Below are 16609 nucleotides of genomic sequence, written 5' to 3'. Positions count from 1 at the left end.
CACGCTTCTGTCCTCGAATGGCATCCCGAACCCCCTCGCGCAAAAGCGCAAAACTGTTCGCGATGTCCTCGCACATCTGTTCGCGATGTCTCCGGTCCAAACACCCCAAGGGGAGAAGGGGAGACGCTACGAGCGGGATCGTTTCACGTGAAACAATCCCCCTATTCCTGGGCCCGTGTTTCACGTGAATCACCCCGGTGTGGCCCTTCCCCTATGTTTCACGTGAGTCATTTGCCGATACAGAACTGCGAAAAAATCACATCGAGCATGTCCTCGACATCGACTGACCCAACGATTCGTCCGAGCCAATCCGCCGCCAGGCGCAGCTCCTCGGCCCGTAGCTCCTGCCCGCGATCACCACTGGCCACTGCTGCGAGCAGGAAGCGTTTCGTCTCATTGAGCAGCTCGACGTGCCTCAGCCGCGACGGCAGGATATCGCCGGCCTTGCCGATCTGGACTGCGGCACGACGCCCGATTTCGTCCAGCAATTCGGCCAGACCCGTGCCGTCCCGCGTCGAGATAGCGATATCATAGTGCGCCGCGGGCGAGGGCGATTTGCCGCCCAACAGGTCAATTTTTGTTCCGACCTTCAGCGCCTGAATGTCGCTCCTCAGCACACCGATCGCGATTGGCTCCGCCAGATCCTCCAGCAGCAACAGCAGATCGGCACTGTGCGCCTTGGTCCTGGCTTTCTCGATGCCGATCGCCTCTATCTTGCCGGGCGCCTCGCGCAGACCGGCGGTGTCGGTTACCCTGACCCGCACCCCTTGCAGGTCCAGTACCACCTCGAGCAGGTCGCGGGTCGTGCCCGGCTCGTCGGTGACGATGGCCGCTTCGCGCCGCGCCAAGGCGTTGAACAGGCTGGACTTGCCGGCATTCGGCGCGCCGAGGATTACCACTTCGAACCCATCGCGAATGATTTCGGCAGCGCGGAAGCCGGCGACGTGGCGCTCTATTTCCCCGATCATCGCCCGGACATCGGACCAGACTGTATCGGCGACCGAGCCCGGCACGTCATCCTCGTCGGCAAAGTCGATCTCGGCCTCGATCATCGCGCGGGCGTGGATCAGCCGTCGGCGCCAGCCCAGATAGAGTTCGCTCTGCACGCCTTGGGCGTTGTGAACGGCAAAGCGCCGCTGCGCTTCGGTCTCGGCGTTGATGAGATCGGCCAGCGCCTCGGTTTCGACCAGATCGAGCTTGCCGTTGAGAAAGGCGCGGCGGGTGAATTCGCCAGGCTCGGCATGCCTGACGCCGTCGAAGGAGGCGATCGTTTCCAGTATCCTCGCCACAACGGCGCGCCCGCCATGCACATGGAACTCTGCAACGTCCTCGCCGGTAAAACTGTCGGGGCCGGCAAAGATGACGACCAGGCCGCTGTCCAGCACCGATCCGTCGGGCGCCCGGAACTTGCGATAGGTGGCAACGCGGTTTGGCACCTTCGATCCCGCAATCGTTTCGACAGCGAATCGACTCTGCGGCCCCGAAATCCGGATCACCGCAATTCCGGCCGGCAGGCGCCCGCTCGACAGCGCCACGATGGAGTCTTTTGAAATCATTTGCCCGCTCTGCCGAAGCGCCCTAGCTATTCCTGTTCAATCCGCCATCGAGTAGCGCCGTGACATTGCCTGCACAAAACCTGCTTGCCGAAGAGGCCAGCCCCTATCTGCAGCAGCACAGCGGCAATCCAGTGCACTGGCGGCCATGGTCGCCCGCCGCTCTGGCCGAAGCAAAGGTGCTGCAGCGTCCGATCCTGCTCTCTGTCGGCTACGCCGCGTGCCATTGGTGCCACGTCATGGCGCATGAGAGCTTCGAGAACGACGACGTCGCCGCCGTCATGAACCGTCTCTTCGTCAATATCAAGGTCGACCGCGAGGAGCGCCCCGACATCGACCAGATCTACATGGCGGCGCTGTCCTCGATGGGCGAGCAGGGCGGCTGGCCGCTGACCATGTTCCTGACCCCGGACGGCAAGCCGTTCTGGGGCGGCACCTACTTTCCGCGCGAAGCCCGCTACGGCCGGCCGGGTTTCGTCCAGGTGCTGGAGGCGGTTGACAAGGCTTGGCGGGAGAAGAAAGAAAACGTTAACCAGAGTGCCGACGGCCTGACCACGCATGTCGAGACGCGGCTGGCGGGCAGCCATGGCAAGGCCGTGCTCGACCGCGGCATGCTGGCGAACCTCGCCAATGGCATTGACGGCATGATCGACCGCGATTTGGGCGGTCTGCGCGGCGCGCCGAAATTCCCCAACGCGCCGTTCATGCAGAGCCTCTGGCTGTCCTGGCTGCGCGACGGCACCGCATCGCACCGCGACGCCGTTCTCCTCAGCCTCGAAAAGATGGTGGCCGGCGGCATCTATGACCATATTGGCGGCGGACTCAGCCGCTACTCGACCGACGCCGAATGGCTGGTCCCGCATTTCGAAAAAATGCTCTACGACAATGCCCAGCTCATCCGCTTGTGCAATTGGGCCTATGCGTCGACCGGCAAGGAATTGTTCCGGCTGCGAATCGAAGAGACGATTGCCTGGCTGTTGCGCGAAATGCGAGTCGAGGGCGATGCCTTTGCCGCCAGCCTTGATGCCGATAGCGAGGGCGAGGAGGGGTTGTTCTACACCTGGAGCAGGGATGAGCTCGAAGCAGCCCTTGGCGACGATTCAGCATTGTTTTTCAAATACTTCACGCTTGCCGGTCCGCATGGTTGGGAAGGCAAGCCGATCATTTGCCAGACTGATGCTCAACAGGCGCAGAGCGTCGTCGATCGTGACCTTCTGTTTCCGCTCAAGCAAAGGCTGCTGGCAGCGAGGGAACAGCGCGTGCGGCCCGGGCGTGACGGCAAGGCCCTGACCGACTGGAACGGCTTGATGATCGCAGCCCTTGCCGAGGCCGGACGGTCGCTTGGCCGATCCGACTGGATCGAAGCGGCGGCAGCGGCCTTTGCCGCAATTGCGGCTGCCGGACGTGACGGCCGCCCGCCGCATTCGATGCTCGGCGCAAAGAAGCTGTTTCCGGCTCTGTCGAGCGACTATGCCGCCATGGCCAACGCCGCCATCTCACTGTTCGAGGCGACCGGCAATCCCGACTATATCGATCGCGCCGGGAACTTCATTGAGCAACTCGATCTTTGGCACCGGGACAGCGACAAGACCGGCTACTATCTGACCGCGTCAGACAGCGCGGATGTGCCGATCCGCATCCGCGGCGATGTCGACGAAGCCATTCCTTCCGCTGCCGGCCAGATCATCGAAGCCCTGGTCCGATTGTCGTCGCTTTCGGGCGATCTCGATCTCTGGGAAAAAGCCTGGACAGTCGCAGAGCACGCGGGCGGGCGGGCGGAGCACCAGGGCTATGGCCAGGCGGGTATAGTCAATGCCTGTGCCTTGACGCTTGAACCGCTGAAGCTGGTGATCGTGGATAGACCGGAGAATCCAAGGCTTGTTCCGGTTGCGAATCGAAATCCAGACCCGCGCCGGGTGGACATCGTCGTGCCTGTTGGCTCGGCGACAAATCTGCCGGCGTTGCCAGGCGGCGTCCTGCCGCCAACGGCCGAGCCCGGCGCCTGGCTCTGCACGGGGCAGGTCTGCCTGCCGCTGGTAACCGACGCTGAGGAACTCGAGCGGCAGTTGCGCCGTCGATAGGTCGAGGTGCACAGAACCGGAACGCCGGCGGGACAGCGCCCCCCTCTGTCCTGCCGGACATCTCCCCCACAAGGAGGGAGATTGGCCGTCATCACTGATTTCGCCAACCACCAACCTTGTAAAAGGGACGCCGTCGGCGAAGCTGCCGATCTCCCCCCAAGTGGGGGAGATGTCCGGCAGGACAGAGGGGGGCGCGAAGGATCGCCGCGCCTTTGCCCCCTTTACGTATTCATCGAATCGAAGAAATCCGCGTTGGTCTTGGTCTGCTTGAGCTTGTCGATAAGGAACTCGATGGCGTCGGTCGTTCCCATCGGCGCCAGGATGCGTCGCAGCACGAAGATCTTCTGCAGGTCCTGGCGCGGAACCAGCAGGTCTTCCTTGCGGGTGCCGGATTTGAGGATGTCCATGGCCGGATAGATGCGCTTGTCCGCCACCTTGCGGTCGAGCACGATTTCCGAATTGCCGGTGCCCTTGAACTCTTCGAAGATGACCTCGTCCATGCGGCTGCCGGTATCGATCAGCGCCGTGGCGATGATGGTCAGCGAGCCGCCTTCCTCGATATTGCGGGCAGCACCGAAGAAGCGCTTCGGCCGTTGCAGCGCATTGGCGTCGACACCGCCGGTCAGCACCTTGCCGGACGACGGCACGACGGTGTTGTAGGCGCGGCCGAGGCGGGTGATCGAGTCCAGCAGGATGACCACGTCACGGCCGTGCTCGACCAGGCGCTTGGCCTTTTCGATGACCATTTCGGCGACCTGGACGTGGCGCACCGCCGGCTCGTCGAAGGTCGAGGACACCACCTCGCCCTTCACCGAGCGCTGCATGTCGGTGACTTCCTCCGGCCGCTCGTCGATCAGAAGCACGATCAAATAGCATTCCGGATGGTTGGTGGTGATCGAATGGGCGATGTTCTGCAGCAGCACCGTCTTGCCGGTGCGCGGCTGCGCCACGATCAACGCGCGCTGGCCCTTGCCGAGCGGCGCCACCAGGTCGATGACGCGCGCCGAAATATCCTTGGAGGTCGGAACCTCCATCTCCATCTTCAGCCGCGAGGTCGGATAAAGCGGCGTCAGATTGTCGAAATGGATCTTGTGGCGGATTTTTTCCGGGTCGTCGAAATTGATCGTGTTGACCTTGAGCAGCGCGAAATAGCGCTCGCCCTCTTTCGGGCTGCGGATCGGGCCTTCGACCGTATCGCCGGTCTTCAGCGAGAACCGCCGGATCTGCGACGGTGAAATATAGATGTCGTCGGGACCTGGCAAATAGTTGGCATTGGCGGAGCGCAGGAAGCCAAAACCGTCCTGCAGCACTTCGACGACGCCGTCACCGATGATCTCGATATCCTGGGTCGCCAGCCTCTTCAGGATCGCGAACATCAGCTCCTGCTTGCGCATGACGCTGGCATTCTCGACTTCGAGCGATTCCGCATAAGCGATCAGCTCTGGCGGTTTCTTGTTCTTGAACTCTGTGAGTTTCATTTCTTGCATCATTAGACGGACTCTGAGTAAGCTTTGGGAAAAATATCGGCGGGATGCGACAAATGCCGGGCGCGGCCGAAGCGATAAATGGGCGGCGCATGACGGGAAGGAAGACCCGTCTTTTATCGTCGGTCGGTTGAAAGAGCAAGCCGCCTTTTGCGGGCAACCGAAGACGTCAGAACGGTTTCACGATAACCAGGACGACGATGACGATCATCAGCAATGTAGGGATCTCATTGACGATCCGCCAGTGCCTTGCCGATTTTTCATTGCGGTCTTCGGCAAATTTCCGGACGGCGCCGGCGAGATAGCCATGCACGGCCGACAGGCCAACCACCGCGGCGATCTTGGCATGCAGCCAGCCGCCTTGAAAACCAAAGCCTTTCCAGGCAAGCCACAGGCCGAATGCCCAGGTGATCACCATTGCCGGATTGATGATGCCGCGCAGCAGGCGGCGCTCCATCACCTTGAAAGTCTCCGACTGGACGGAGCCTTTTTCGGCATCGGCATGATAGACCAGCAAGCGCGGCAAATAGAGCATGCCAGCCATCCAGGAGATGACGGCAATCACATGGATCGCCTTCGCCCAGGGATAGAAATCATCGGGCCCGAACAGCAACAGCAGCCCGGCCAGCACCAGGAAAATGGCGATCGCGATTGCCGCGCGGCGCATCGCGCCCTTACCGGTGTTGGTGCCGTTCGCATTGTCCGCGTCCATCATCGTTACGATGCGCTCCGCACCAGCTTGACCATCCGCTCGACATGAGCGAGCGGCGTCTCGGGCGTGATGCCGTGGCCGAGATTGAAGATCAGCGGCCCGTCGCCCAGCGCCTTCAGGATCGCCCCCACGCCGTCGTCAAGCGCCTTGCCGCCGGCTACAAGCCTCAGCGGATCGAGATTGCCCTGCACGGCGCCGTCACGCTGCAATTCCTTCGCGCTCGACAATGGCACGGTCCAGTCGATGCCCAGCCCGGTCACGCCGGTCTTCTGGCGATAGCTTCGATAGTGATCTCCCGCGCCCTTGGGAAAGCCGATGATCGGAACATTGGGATGGGCAGCCTTCACTTGCCGGACGATCGAGGCCACTGGCTCGACGCAGAACAACTCGAAAGACGCTTCGTCGAGTACGCCTGACCACGAATCGAAGATCTGCACCACGTCGGCGCCGGCCTCGATCTGGCGGATCAGATAGGCAGCCGAATGATCAGCGAGCACCTTCAGCAGCCTAAGAAAGGCCGCCGGCTCGCGATAGGCGAACAGCCTGGCCGGCGCCTGGTCGGGCGTACCGTGGCCGGCAATCATGTAGGTCGCCACCGTCCACGGCGCACCGCAGAAGCCGATCAGCGTCGTTTCATCAGGCAGTCTGGCGCGCAACCGCCGCACCGTCTCGTAGACCGGCTCGAGATTCACGTGAAACGTTTCGCCGTCGAGAGCCGCAATTTCCGCAGCCGTGATCGGCGTCAGCAGCGGGCCGCGTCCTTCCTCGAAGCGCACGTCGCGGCCAAGCGCATGCGGCACGACAAGAATATCGGAAAACAGGATCGATGCATCGAAGCCGAAGCGTTCGATCGGCTGCAGCGTCACTTCGACGGCGAGATCCGGGTCGTAGCAAAGATCGAGGAAGGATCCGGCCCGTCTCCTCGTCTCCCGGTATTCCGGCAGATAGCGGCCGGCCTGGCGCATCATCCAGAGCGGCGGCGGAAACGCCGCTTTGCCTCTCAACACGTCCAGCACGATCCGGTCTTGAGGCATTGAGCGCTCGCCTTTCCAGGCTTCCCTATAATTAAATATTCTATTTTTAGGAATCTTATGATTCTAAGAGTCTGTTGGTTGTGGTGGTTGTCTCCTGTCCCGCTTTGCCCTCGAAAAGACCAGCCAGCATATTGTCGCGCGCTTCTCCAGCGGGATTGCAGGACTTTGTGGAAAACCGCGAATTTACGACTGAAGTCAATGCGTTGCCGCCAGGCCAGGGAAATTGCCCCTGTGGATGAAGCGAAGGCAAGAAGCTCCGTCCCCGGACTTGTCCCCAACCGCCCGGAGAAGCCGACAGCACATCGAATTGTGGACAAACCGCCATCTGATACAGTCGCTTTGCGGTGGCCGAGTTTTCCGCCCGGCTTATCCACATCGGCCCACAGCCTGGAATGTATCCTGTGAACAAACCGCAGAGCTTCTTTCATCTTCACCTGATTTCCGACGCCACCGGCGAAACGCTGCTGGCCGCCGGCCGCGCGGCTTCCGCGCAATACAAGGACGCGCGCGCCATCGAACATATCTATCCGCTCATCCGCACCGAAAAGCAGGTGACGAAGGTGTTCGAGGACATCGAGGAGGAGCCGGGCATCATCCTCTACACGGTGGTCGACCAGAAGCTTGCCCGCGGTATCGACGAGCGCTGCGCGGCCATGGGCCTGCCTTGCGTCTCGGTGCTGGAGCCGGTGCTGACGGTGTTCCAGTCCTATCTCGGCACGCCTGCCGGCCGCCGCGTCGGCGCCCAGCATGTGCTGGACGCTGAATATTTTCGCCGCATCGACGCGCTCAATTTCACCATGGAACATGATGACGGCCAGCTGCCAGCCAATATGGACGATGCCGACATCGTGCTTGTCGGCATTTCCCGCACCTCGAAGACGCCGACCAGCATCTATCTCGCCAATCGCGGCATCAAGACCGCCAACATTCCGATTGTGCTCGGCGTGCCGGTGCCCGAAACCCTGGTCAATGCCAGGAGGCCGCTGATCGTCGGCCTGGTCGCCACCGCCGAACGCATATCGCAAGTCCGGCAGAACCGCATTCTCGGCACCAGCGCCTATGAGCCGACCGACTATGTCGACCGTGCCGCGATCGCGGAAGAGCTCACCTATGCCCGCCAGATATGCACGCGGCATGGCTGGCCGATGATCGACGTCAGCCGCCGTTCGATCGAGGAGACGGCGGCGGCCATCGTTGCCCTGCGCGGCAAGACGCGGTAGGTCGTGTGATATTCAGGTGATGCCGGCCTGCAAACGGCGGTTTCCTGCGCTTCCGGTGCTCACGTACGAAAAGTACGCTCCGCTCCGGTTCTCGGAAGCCACCGTTTTCGGCTCGGCCTGACCTGAATCTCGACACACCCTAGTGTCAGGAACCGGGTGAAAAAAAAAATGGCAAAAAAAATCATCCTTGCCTCGGGCAGCCCGTTCCGCAAGGCGCTGCTCGTCAATGCCGGCGTCACTGTCGAAGCGGTTTCGGCTTCTGTCGATGAGCGCGCGCTGGAGGCGCCGCTGCAGAATAGTGGCGTGTCGCCGGAGGACGTCGCCCTGGTGCTCGCCGAAGCCAAGGCCACCGACGTCAGCGAGCGCAAGCCCGGCGCCCTGGTGCTCGGCTGCGACCAGACGCTGTCGCTCGGCGACGAGCTGTTCCATAAGCCGGCCGACATGGAAGGAGCGCGCCGTCATCTGCTGGCGCTGTCGGGCAAGACGCATCATCTCAACAGCGCCGTCGTGTTCGGCCGTGACGGCCAGGTTCTGTGGCGGCATGTCGGCATCGCCAGCCTGACCATGCGCAAGCTCGATCCGGCCTTCATCGGCCGCCATCTTGCGCGCGTCGGCGCCAAGGCGTTGTCCAGCGTCGGCGCTTACCAGATCGAAGGCGAAGGCATCCAGCTGTTCGAAAAAATCGAAGGCGACTATTTTACTATTGTCGGCCTGCCACTTTTGCCGGTGCTGGCCAAGCTGCGTGAGTTCGGGGCGATCGATGGCTGAGGCCACGAAAAAGGCGTTTGTCACGGGCCACCCGATCGCGCATTCCAGGTCTCCGAAGATCCACGGCCACTGGCTGGCGAAATACGGCATCGGCGGCGTCTACGAGGCCATCGACGTTGCACCAGAGGCGTTTGCCGAATTCCTGCAGACGCTGCAGGCACAAGGCTATCGCGGCGGCAACGTCACCATCCCGCACAAGGAAGCCGCCTTCGCTTTGGCCAAGCGGCGTGACGCCGACGCCGAACAAATCGGTGCGGTCAATACGCTGTGGTTCGAGAATGGCGAATTGTGGGGCGGCAACACCGATGCCCATGGCTTTGCCGCCAATCTGGACGAATATGCACCGGGCTGGGCGGCCAACGGCCCCGCCGTGGTGCTCGGCGCCGGTGGCGCCGCTCGCGCGGTCATCCATGCGCTGAAGCAGCGCGGCGTCAGCGACATCCGCATCGTCAATCGGACGCTTGCGAGGGCGCAGGAGCTGCGCGACCGCTTCGGTGCCGGCGTCTCCGCCCATGGCTTGGCGGCGACCGGCGAATTGCTCGAAGATGCCGGCCTGCTGGTCAACACGTCAGCGCTCGGCATGCATGGCAATGAAGGCCTGTCCGCGGATCCGGGCAGACTGCCGGACCGCGCCATCGTCACCGACATCGTCTACGTGCCGCTGGAGACGCCGCTGCTTGCCACCGCCAAAGCGCGCGGCCTGAGAACCGTCGATGGGCTCGGCATGCTGCTGCACCAGGCGGTGCCCGGCTTCGAGCGCTGGTTCGGCATCAGGCCAGAAGTCACCGCCGAACTGCGGCAAATAATTATTGCCGATATCGGCGCGATAAAATGATCGTGCTCGGCCTCACCGGATCGATCGGCATGGGCAAATCGACCGCGGCCAAGATGTTCGCCGAAGCCGGCGTGCCGGTCCATGATTCCGACGAGGCGGTGCATCGCCTTTATGCCGGCAAGGCCGCGCCCTTGGTCGAGGCGGCCTTTCCCGGCACCACCCGATCTGGTGCGGTCGACCGCGCGGCACTGGCGGAGCGGGTGCTCGGCGACGCCGCCGCGCTGAAACGGCTGGAAGCGATCATCCATCCGCTGGTCCGTGCCGACGCCGATGCCTTCCTGGCTGAACATCGTGCCGCCGGCGCGCCGCTTGCCGTGCTCGATATACCGCTGCTGTTCGAGACCGGCGGCCGCAACCGCGTCGACAAGGTCGTGGTCGTCACCGCGCCGCCCGAAGTCCAGCGCGCCCGCGTGCTGGCGCGGCCGGGCATGAACGAGGAGAAACTGGCGTCGATCCTGGCCAGGCAGGTTTCCGACGCCGAAAAGCGCCGGCGCGCCGACTTTGTCATCGACACCGGTCAGGGCTTTGACGCCGCTCGCGCGGCCGTCAAGGCCATCATCGCCGAACTAGTCGTGGATAAGGCAGGCAGGCCTGGTTAAGAGGCTTGCAGACCCACATTACTTGTTGCCATTTTGTTCCGGGTGTGATTCGGCTAGAATGATGCCGGAACCAGTGGACTGATTCGATGCGTGAGATCATCTTCGATACGGAAACCACCGGCCTCGACACGCGCGAGGACCGCGTCATCGAGCTTGGCGGCGTCGAGTTGGTCAACCGCTTCCCGACCGGCCGAACCTTCCACAAATACATCAACCCGCAAGGCCGCCAGATCCATCACGAGGCGCAGGCCGTGCACGGCATCAGCGCCGCCGATCTTCAGGGCAAGCCGACTTTCATGGAGATCGCCGAGGAGTTTCTGGCCTTCATCGACGGCGCCAAGCTGGTCGCGCACAATGCCGGCTTCGACATCGGCTTCCTCAACCTCGAATTCGGCCGGCTTGGCCATCCGGCCATCGATCCGGGACGGATCGTCGACACGCTGGCGCTGGCGCGCCGCAAGCATCCGATGGGGCCCAATTCGCTCGATGCGCTCTGCCGCCGCTACGGCATCGACAACGGCCGCCGCACCAAGCACGGCGCGCTGCTCGATTCGGAATTGCTGGCCGAGGTCTATATCGAGCTCATCGGCGGCAAGCAGGCAAGCCTTATCCTCGACAGCATCCTGACTCCGGCGGGCGGCAGGCAGAATGTCGACGACATCGATATTTCGATCGGTGTGCGGCCGATCGCCTTGCCGTCGCGCCTGACCGACGCCGAGCGCACCGCGCACGCGGGCATGGTTGGCACATTGGGCGAAAAGGCGCTGTGGCTGCGCGTCACCCCGGAAGCGAGTTCCGCGGCATAGTGGTTTTGACAGGTTGCGGCCATCGGCAGCGAACGTCGATAGTTCCGTTCAGTGGCAAATCGCAAAACCTTGGAGATCGGCCGAAACTTCCCCAACTTCGTCATCCCAGGGCGGAGCAAGGAGCAAAGCGACGCGGCGCAGACCCTGGGATCCATGCCGTTACCACGCGGCAGTGCGCCTGCGGACCAGAACCGAACTACCACCCCGTTCCGCGAAAAAGCTCGAACCACTCTGGATTGGTCTTCTCGATCAGCTCGATCTTCCACTGGCGCGGCCAGCGCTTCAGCGACTTCTCGCGCTGAATGGCGTCACGAATGTCGAAATGTTCCTCGTACCAGACCAGGCGCTGCACGTCGTAGCGGCCGGTGAAGCGCGAACCTTGGCCGGATTTGTGCTCCGGCATGCGGCGGCCGAGATCGTTGGTAACGCCGACATAGATCGTGCCGCGCTTCTGGCTCGCGGTCATGTAGACATAGCCGGTCATGGTTGAAGGTAGCTGGCGCCAATGCCGACACAAGTGCCGTTCTGAACCGCTGCATTCTTCGACTGAGGTAACGGCATGGATCCCAGGGTCTGCGCCGCGTCGCTTCGCTCCTTGCTCCGCCCTGGGATGACGAAGCGAGAGGTGTTTCGGCTAGTCTCGAAGATATTCGACTTGCCGCTGAAGAGAACCATCGACGCTTGCGTCCGATTGGCCTTCAGCCTGTCGGGCGGGACATCATTATAAAAAACCCGGCTTCGCGCCGGGTTTTTCCAAATGCTGCGAGCTAACCAGCCTCAGCTCACCTTGACCTTGGCGGCGGCAGCCTGGTCCTCGGCCAGCTTCTGCTGGAACATCTGCGCGAAATCGATCGGGTCTAGCATCAGCGGCGGGAAGCCGCCGTTGCGTGTTGCCTCGGCGATGATCTGCCGGGCGAACGGGAACAGCAGCCGCGGGCATTCGATGAACAGGATCGGCAGCATGTGCTCCTGCGGGAAGCCGCTGATGGAGAAGACGCCGCCATAGACCAGCTCGACGTTGAACAGCACTTCCTGGTCGAACGACGCTTTTGCGTTCAGCGTCAAATTGACGTCGAACTGCTTGTCCGAAAGCGGGTTGGCGTTGACGTTGACATTGATGGCGATGCCCGGAGCCTTGTCGCGGCCGCGCAACGAGTTCGGTGCGCCGGGGCTTTCGAAGGACAGGTCCTTCACATATTGCGCAAGCACGTTGAGCGAAGGCTGCGCCGCATTTCCATTACCGTTGGCTGCGCCGGTCGGCGCGTCGTCGTTGCTGGCCATAAGCTGTGGTCCTTTTGCCTGGGCAGCGTTGCTGACCGGATTGAAATTCGGGCGTTCGCTATCATGGCCGGCCCGACAAGACAAGTTTGCAAAAGACGCCGGTTGCCTTGCAGCTACTCGTCCTTGAGGCGGCGCCAGGGAGAACCCGGTCCGCGCGTATGGTCGTCGGCCCGCGAATAGTCGCCGTCGTCGAGATCGATGGTCTTGCCGCGTTGCCTTGCCCGCAAACCACTGCTGAAATCGGTTGCCAGCACGATGCGGCCTTTCAGCATCCGCCAGGCAAGATCGCGCACCGGCGGCAGGAACAGCAGAAGGCCGAAAATATCCGAGATGAAGCCGGGGATGATCAAAAGGATCGCTGCCAGCACGATCATGGCGCCATGCGCAAGCTGGCCGCTCGGATCACGCCCGGCATCCATTTCGGCACGGACCCTGGCCATCACGCCCAAACCCTGGTGCCGCAGCAGCAGGGCGCCGGCGACACTCGAGGCCAGCACCAAGCCGACTGTCGCCAGCGCGCCGACCTGGCGGCCGACAATAACGAAACCGGCTATCTCCAGCAGCGGAAGCGCGAGAATGAACAGGGGAAGCAGCGAGATACGCAAATCTTGACCGATCGTTTTCGATGTTTTGCCGGCCGGCGAGCAATCGCCGCTGGCACCAGAGCTGTTAGATAGGTATGGCTGCCTTTGATTTGAATGATTGCGCCATGCGTTCTATATGCTTTGGATACTGAACGCTATGTGATCGCGGCCCTTGCTTGGCCGCTGGTCCGGCCAAAGCAGGGATTGATTGGCGCAAGATATGGGCTTCTTCGACTTCGGCACGATTTTCTTTCTGATTGCGGCGGTGGTGATCTTCTTCCAGCTGCGCAACGTGCTTGGCCGACGCACGGGCAACGAGCGCCCACCCTTCGATCCATATACGGCAGCGCGCAAAAACGACAAGGATGCCGCCCAGAAACCCGAGAACGTGGTCTCGCTGCCGCGCAAACGCCTGGCGGGAGAGCCGGCGGCCGACACCTATGTGGCGATCGATGCCTTTGCCAAGCCGGACACCGATCTCAACCGGGGCCTGCGGGCGATCAAGGACAATGATCCGACCTTCGATCCGAAGACCTTCGTCGACGGCGCCAAGATGGCTTATGAGATGATCGTCATGGCCTACGCCGATGGCGACCGCAAAACCTTGAAGAACCTTTTGTCGCGCGAGGTCTATGACGGCTTCGTCGCGGCCATCGGCGACCGTGAGGCGAAAGCCGAAAAGATCCAGTCCTCCTTCGTCGGCATCGACAAGGCCGACATCGTTTCGGCCGAGATGAAGGGCAGCGAGGCGCACATCACGCTGCGCATCGTCAGCGAGCTGATTTCGGCGACCCGCGACAAGGCCGGCGCCGTCATCGACGGCGATCCCGAAACCGTCGCCGAGGTCAAGGATGTCTGGACCTTCGCTCGTGACGCGCGCTCGCGCGATCCGAACTGGAAGCTCGTCGCCACCGAAGAAGAAGACTGAACTGGACGGCGGCGGAGGCTGTCGTGTCGCTTTCTCGAGCCTTCAGCGAAAAATCCTTTGGCGAATTGCCGGGCTGGGGCGAGGACGACCATCTCCCGGCCTTTGACGCCTTTCGCCGGTCGGCCTTTCATATCCTGACCAAATCCTACCGCTCCGGCGCGCTCGGCGTCGATTACAATGGCTTTGCCGACGCCTATGCCGAAGCGCGCACCGTTTCGCCGGCGAATCGGTTGCAGGCCCGAAGCTTTTTCGAGCGCCATTTCGTTCCGGCCCGTATCGATGCCGAAGATGGTGGTCCCGGCCTGGTCACCGGCTTTTATGAGCCGGAGGTCGAAGCCTCGCCGGTACGAACGGAGCAGTTTCCGGTGCCATTGCTGGCCCGCCCGCCCGACCTTGTCAACGTCGACGACGGCAATCGTCCTTCCGGCATGGATCCTTATCTCGCCTTCGCACGTGCGGCGCCGAACGGCCCGGTCGAATATTTCGACCGCGGCGAGATCGAATGCGGCGCGCTTGCCGGAAAAAGGCTGGAAATCGCCTGGCTCGCCGATAAGGTCGACGCCTTCTTCATCCACGTGCAGGGTGCGGCGCGGCTCAAGATGACCGACGGCAGGCTTCGCCGCATCACCTATGCCGCCAAATCCGGCCAGCGCTTTACCGGACCGGGCAAGATCTTGAGCGAGGAAGGCGAGATCCCGCTGGAGAAAGTGACGATGCAGTCGATCCGTGCCTGGTTCAAGGCGCATCCGGAACGCGTCGACGAGATCCTTTGGCGCAACCGCTCCTACATCTTCTTCCGCGAGATGGGCGTCGACGACCCAGAGCTCGGCCCGATCGCTGCCGCCAAGGTGGCGCTGACACCCGGCCGCTCGATCGCCGTCGACCGGCTGCTGCACACGTTCGGCACGCCCTTCCATATCGATGCACCGTCGCTGACCGTCTTCGACGGAAAACCGTTCCGGCGGCTGATGATCGCGCAGGACACCGGCTCGGCGATCACCGGGCCGGCCCGCGGTGATCTGTTTGCCGGGTCGGGCGATGCGGCCGGCGAGATCGCCGGCGTTATCCGCAACGCCGCAGATTTTTATGCGCTGATCCCCCGGTCGCTGGTTTCAGGAGCAGGCCGATGACCCGGCGCATCGACAGGCTGAGCGAGGACGACCGGGTGCTGTGGAACCTGGTGGCGCGTACGGCAAAGCCGCTGAAGGGCAAAACCGCCGTCGAAATTCCGCACGTTGGGCCGGAGATCGACGAGACCAGGCAGGCGCCGCCGCCGGCACAGGTCGCGGGCAATGCTGCCACGGCCGCAAAGCAGAAGGCGCAGCATGTCTCCCACGCACTCGACGAACCGACGCTGGACAAGCTGTCGAAGGGCCGGCTGCCGATCGAAGGCCGCGTCGACCTGCATGGCCTGACCCAGGACGAAGCCTATTCGCTGCTGTTTTCCTTCCTGTGCCGGGCGCATGCCGGCGGCATCCGCTACGTCCTTGTAATCACCGGCAAGGGTTCCTCGTCGGGCGGCGATGGCGTCTTGCGGCGCGCCGTGCCGTCATGGCTGTCGACACCCGCCTTCCGGCCCCTCGTCTCCAGCCACGACCATGCCGCCCGCAAACATGGCGGCTCGGGTGCGCTCTATATCCGCTTGCGGCGGGCGCGCTCATGAGGACACGCCCATGAGGGACGCACCTATGAGGATACACCCATGAAGGTGCGCTTGTGACCCCATTCGGCGAAAAGCTTCGCGTGCTGCGAAACGAGCGCGGCGTCAGCCAGAAGGACATGGCCAAGGCGATCGGCGTCAGCGCAGCCTATCTCTCGGCGCTCGAACACGGCCGCCGCGGCGCGCCGAGCTGGACGCTGATCCAGAAGATCATCGGCTATTTCAACATCATCTGGGACGAGGCCGAGGAACTGGCGCGGTTGGCCGAAACCTCGCATCCGCGCGTCAAGCTCGACACGTCGGGTCTTAGCCCTGCGGCGACCGAGCTTGCCAATCTCCTGGCCGACAACATCGAAAAGCTCGACGAAGCCGAGCTTCGCCGCATCATTGCGTCGATCCGCGCCGCGCTGGCACAGCCGAAATGAGTTGCCTTGTTACTGGACCGAGCCGACCAGAACCTGCTGGCCGCCGCGGATCGAGACCCAGCGGCCGGTATTGTCGATCGCCTGCCGCTTGAGGAAACGATAGCCGGTCTGGTCCCAGGAACGGACCTGGTCGGTCAGATTGTCGAGGATGTAGTCGCCCTTGTCGGTGCGCACCGTCAGCACGGCGTGCCCTTCGCCATCCGGCTTGCGCACGACGGTCATCAGCAGATCGGCAAACGAGACGCCAAGCCGGTTCAGCTCACGGCGCTTTTCCAGGACATAGTCCTCGCAATCGCCGACGCCCTTGTCGGGATAGGCCCAGACCTCGTCCTTGCCGTAGATGTCGAAGTCGCTCTCCGGCTTGACGGCGGCGTTGACCTTTGCCGTGACGCTGAGCAGCTTGCGCCACAGCGAGCCGGTCAGGCTGGCGGGCGACAGATCCTTCGGGCGGATCGAGCATTCGGACGCGTAGCTCTTGCAGAAATCATAATGGCCGATCGGCTGCGAGGTCGGGCCACCTGTTATCATCGGGCTGGCTGCCGAGGCCGAACCGGCCCAACCTGCCGCCACAGTAAGTCCGGCCAGCGCGCACAGGCGCAGCGTTCTCGCCATCGGTGAGGAAATCATTGTCCCCGCTTG

The 16609-nt window shown here is 62.7% G+C and carries 18 protein-coding genes; 10 read left to right on the top strand and 8 right to left on the bottom strand.

Annotated elements, in window-relative coordinates:
• Nucleotides 1–227 precede the first annotated feature (227 nt).
• The gene (gene mnmE / locus NKI59_RS02920; RefSeq protein ID WP_352702244.1) at nt 228–1556 is read right to left on the bottom strand and encodes a tRNA uridine-5-carboxymethylaminomethyl(34) synthesis GTPase MnmE; all 1329 of its coding nucleotides are present in this window, start codon (nt 1554–1556) and stop codon (nt 228–230) included.
• A gap of 59 nt (nt 1557–1615) precedes the next feature.
• On the opposite strand from mnmE, the gene NKI59_RS02915 reads away from it, so the two are divergent.
• Complete coding sequence (locus tag NKI59_RS02915; RefSeq protein WP_352702241.1) at nt 1616–3634, top strand: thioredoxin domain-containing protein; 2019 nt, start codon at nt 1616–1618, stop codon at nt 3632–3634.
• A 221-nt stretch (nt 3635–3855) separates the two neighbouring features.
• Here NKI59_RS02915 and rho read toward each other — a convergent pair whose 3' ends face one another.
• The 3 genes from rho to hemE all read right to left on the bottom strand — a co-directional run bounded on the left by rho (nt 3856) and on the right by hemE (nt 6864).
• Nucleotides 3856–5121, bottom strand: coding sequence for a transcription termination factor Rho (gene rho / locus NKI59_RS02910; protein WP_023675925.1), 1266 nt, complete (start codon nt 5119–5121; stop codon nt 3856–3858).
• 166 nt (nt 5122–5287) lie between these two features.
• Nucleotides 5288–5833, bottom strand: coding sequence for a protoporphyrinogen oxidase HemJ (gene hemJ / locus NKI59_RS02905; RefSeq protein WP_352702239.1), 546 nt, complete (start codon nt 5831–5833; stop codon nt 5288–5290).
• Nucleotides 5834–5835: 2 nt separating this feature from the next.
• Nucleotides 5836–6864 carry a uroporphyrinogen decarboxylase gene (gene hemE / locus NKI59_RS02900; RefSeq protein WP_352702237.1) on the bottom strand — a complete coding sequence of 343 codons (1029 nt, stop codon included), beginning with the start codon at nt 6862–6864 and terminating at the stop codon, nt 5836–5838.
• Between the two features lie 401 nt (nt 6865–7265).
• Between hemE and NKI59_RS02895 the strand changes: the two genes are divergently transcribed.
• From NKI59_RS02895 to dnaQ, 5 genes are all read left to right on the top strand, one after another.
• Nucleotides 7266–8084 carry a pyruvate, water dikinase regulatory protein gene (locus NKI59_RS02895; RefSeq protein ID WP_352453668.1) on the top strand — a complete coding sequence of 273 codons (819 nt, stop codon included), beginning with the start codon at nt 7266–7268 and terminating at the stop codon, nt 8082–8084.
• A 168-nt stretch (nt 8085–8252) separates the two neighbouring features.
• Nucleotides 8253–8852, top strand: coding sequence for a Maf-like protein (locus NKI59_RS02890; protein WP_352702236.1), 600 nt, complete (start codon nt 8253–8255; stop codon nt 8850–8852).
• Nucleotides 8845–9687 carry a shikimate dehydrogenase gene (locus NKI59_RS02885; RefSeq protein WP_352702234.1) on the top strand — a complete coding sequence of 281 codons (843 nt, stop codon included), beginning with the start codon at nt 8845–8847 and terminating at the stop codon, nt 9685–9687. The genes NKI59_RS02890 and NKI59_RS02885 overlap by 8 nt, the downstream gene beginning before the upstream one ends.
• Nucleotides 9684–10286, top strand: coding sequence for a dephospho-CoA kinase (gene coaE / locus NKI59_RS02880; protein ID WP_352702231.1), 603 nt, complete (start codon nt 9684–9686; stop codon nt 10284–10286). The genes NKI59_RS02885 and coaE overlap by 4 nt, the downstream gene beginning before the upstream one ends.
• An 86-nt stretch (nt 10287–10372) precedes the next feature.
• Nucleotides 10373–11092 carry a DNA polymerase III subunit epsilon gene (dnaQ, locus tag NKI59_RS02875; protein ID WP_352702229.1) on the top strand — a complete coding sequence of 240 codons (720 nt, stop codon included), beginning with the start codon at nt 10373–10375 and terminating at the stop codon, nt 11090–11092.
• 196 nt (nt 11093–11288) lie between these two features.
• Here the strand turns inward: dnaQ and NKI59_RS02870 are convergent, their stop codons facing one another.
• The 3 genes from NKI59_RS02870 to NKI59_RS02860 form a co-directional block, all read right to left on the bottom strand.
• Nucleotides 11289–11576: a GIY-YIG nuclease family protein gene (locus tag NKI59_RS02870; protein WP_352702227.1), complete on the bottom strand. Its 288-nt coding sequence runs from the start codon at nt 11574–11576 to the stop codon at nt 11289–11291.
• 293 nt (nt 11577–11869) lie between these two features.
• Nucleotides 11870–12373, bottom strand: coding sequence for a protein-export chaperone SecB (gene secB, locus NKI59_RS02865; protein WP_352453643.1), 504 nt, complete (start codon nt 12371–12373; stop codon nt 11870–11872).
• A 113-nt stretch (nt 12374–12486) separates the two neighbouring features.
• Nucleotides 12487–12978, bottom strand: a complete 492-nt coding sequence (locus NKI59_RS02860; protein WP_352702225.1) for an FxsA family protein — start codon at nt 12976–12978, stop codon at nt 12487–12489.
• A gap of 199 nt (nt 12979–13177) precedes the next feature.
• Here NKI59_RS02860 and NKI59_RS02855 point away from each other — a divergent pair, with 199 nt between their 5' ends.
• From NKI59_RS02855 to NKI59_RS02840, 4 genes are read left to right on the top strand one after another with little or no spacing between them, the layout of a single operon-like run.
• Entirely contained in the window at nt 13178–13885 is a 708-nt protein-coding gene (locus NKI59_RS02855) for a Tim44/TimA family putative adaptor protein (protein ID WP_292659652.1), read from the top strand.
• Nucleotides 13886–13908: 23 nt separating this feature from the next.
• Complete coding sequence (gene mltA / locus NKI59_RS02850; RefSeq protein ID WP_352702222.1) at nt 13909–15015, top strand: murein transglycosylase A; 1107 nt, start codon at nt 13909–13911, stop codon at nt 15013–15015.
• A complete protein-coding gene (locus NKI59_RS02845; RefSeq protein WP_352636501.1) occupies nt 15012–15548 on the top strand; it encodes a Smr/MutS family protein in 537 nt (178 codons plus the stop codon). Before mltA ends, NKI59_RS02845 begins: the two co-directional genes overlap by 4 nt.
• 53 nt (nt 15549–15601) lie before the next feature.
• Nucleotides 15602–15970, top strand: a complete 369-nt coding sequence (locus NKI59_RS02840; protein WP_352570112.1) for a helix-turn-helix domain-containing protein — start codon at nt 15602–15604, stop codon at nt 15968–15970.
• 9 nt (nt 15971–15979) lie between these two features.
• Here NKI59_RS02840 and NKI59_RS02835 read toward each other — a convergent pair whose 3' ends face one another.
• On the bottom strand, nt 15980–16597 hold the full coding sequence (locus NKI59_RS02835) for a transglutaminase-like cysteine peptidase (RefSeq protein WP_352453647.1): 618 nt from the start codon (nt 16595–16597) through the stop codon (nt 15980–15982).
• Nucleotides 16598–16609: the final 12 nt, after the last annotated feature.

This window comes from Mesorhizobium sp. M0598 (genome assembly GCF_040320865.1).
Classification (GTDB): Bacteria; Pseudomonadota; Alphaproteobacteria; order Rhizobiales; family Rhizobiaceae; genus Mesorhizobium.
Note: the sequence above shows the minus strand (reverse complement) of the source record. Positions and strands in the feature narration are given on the sequence as shown.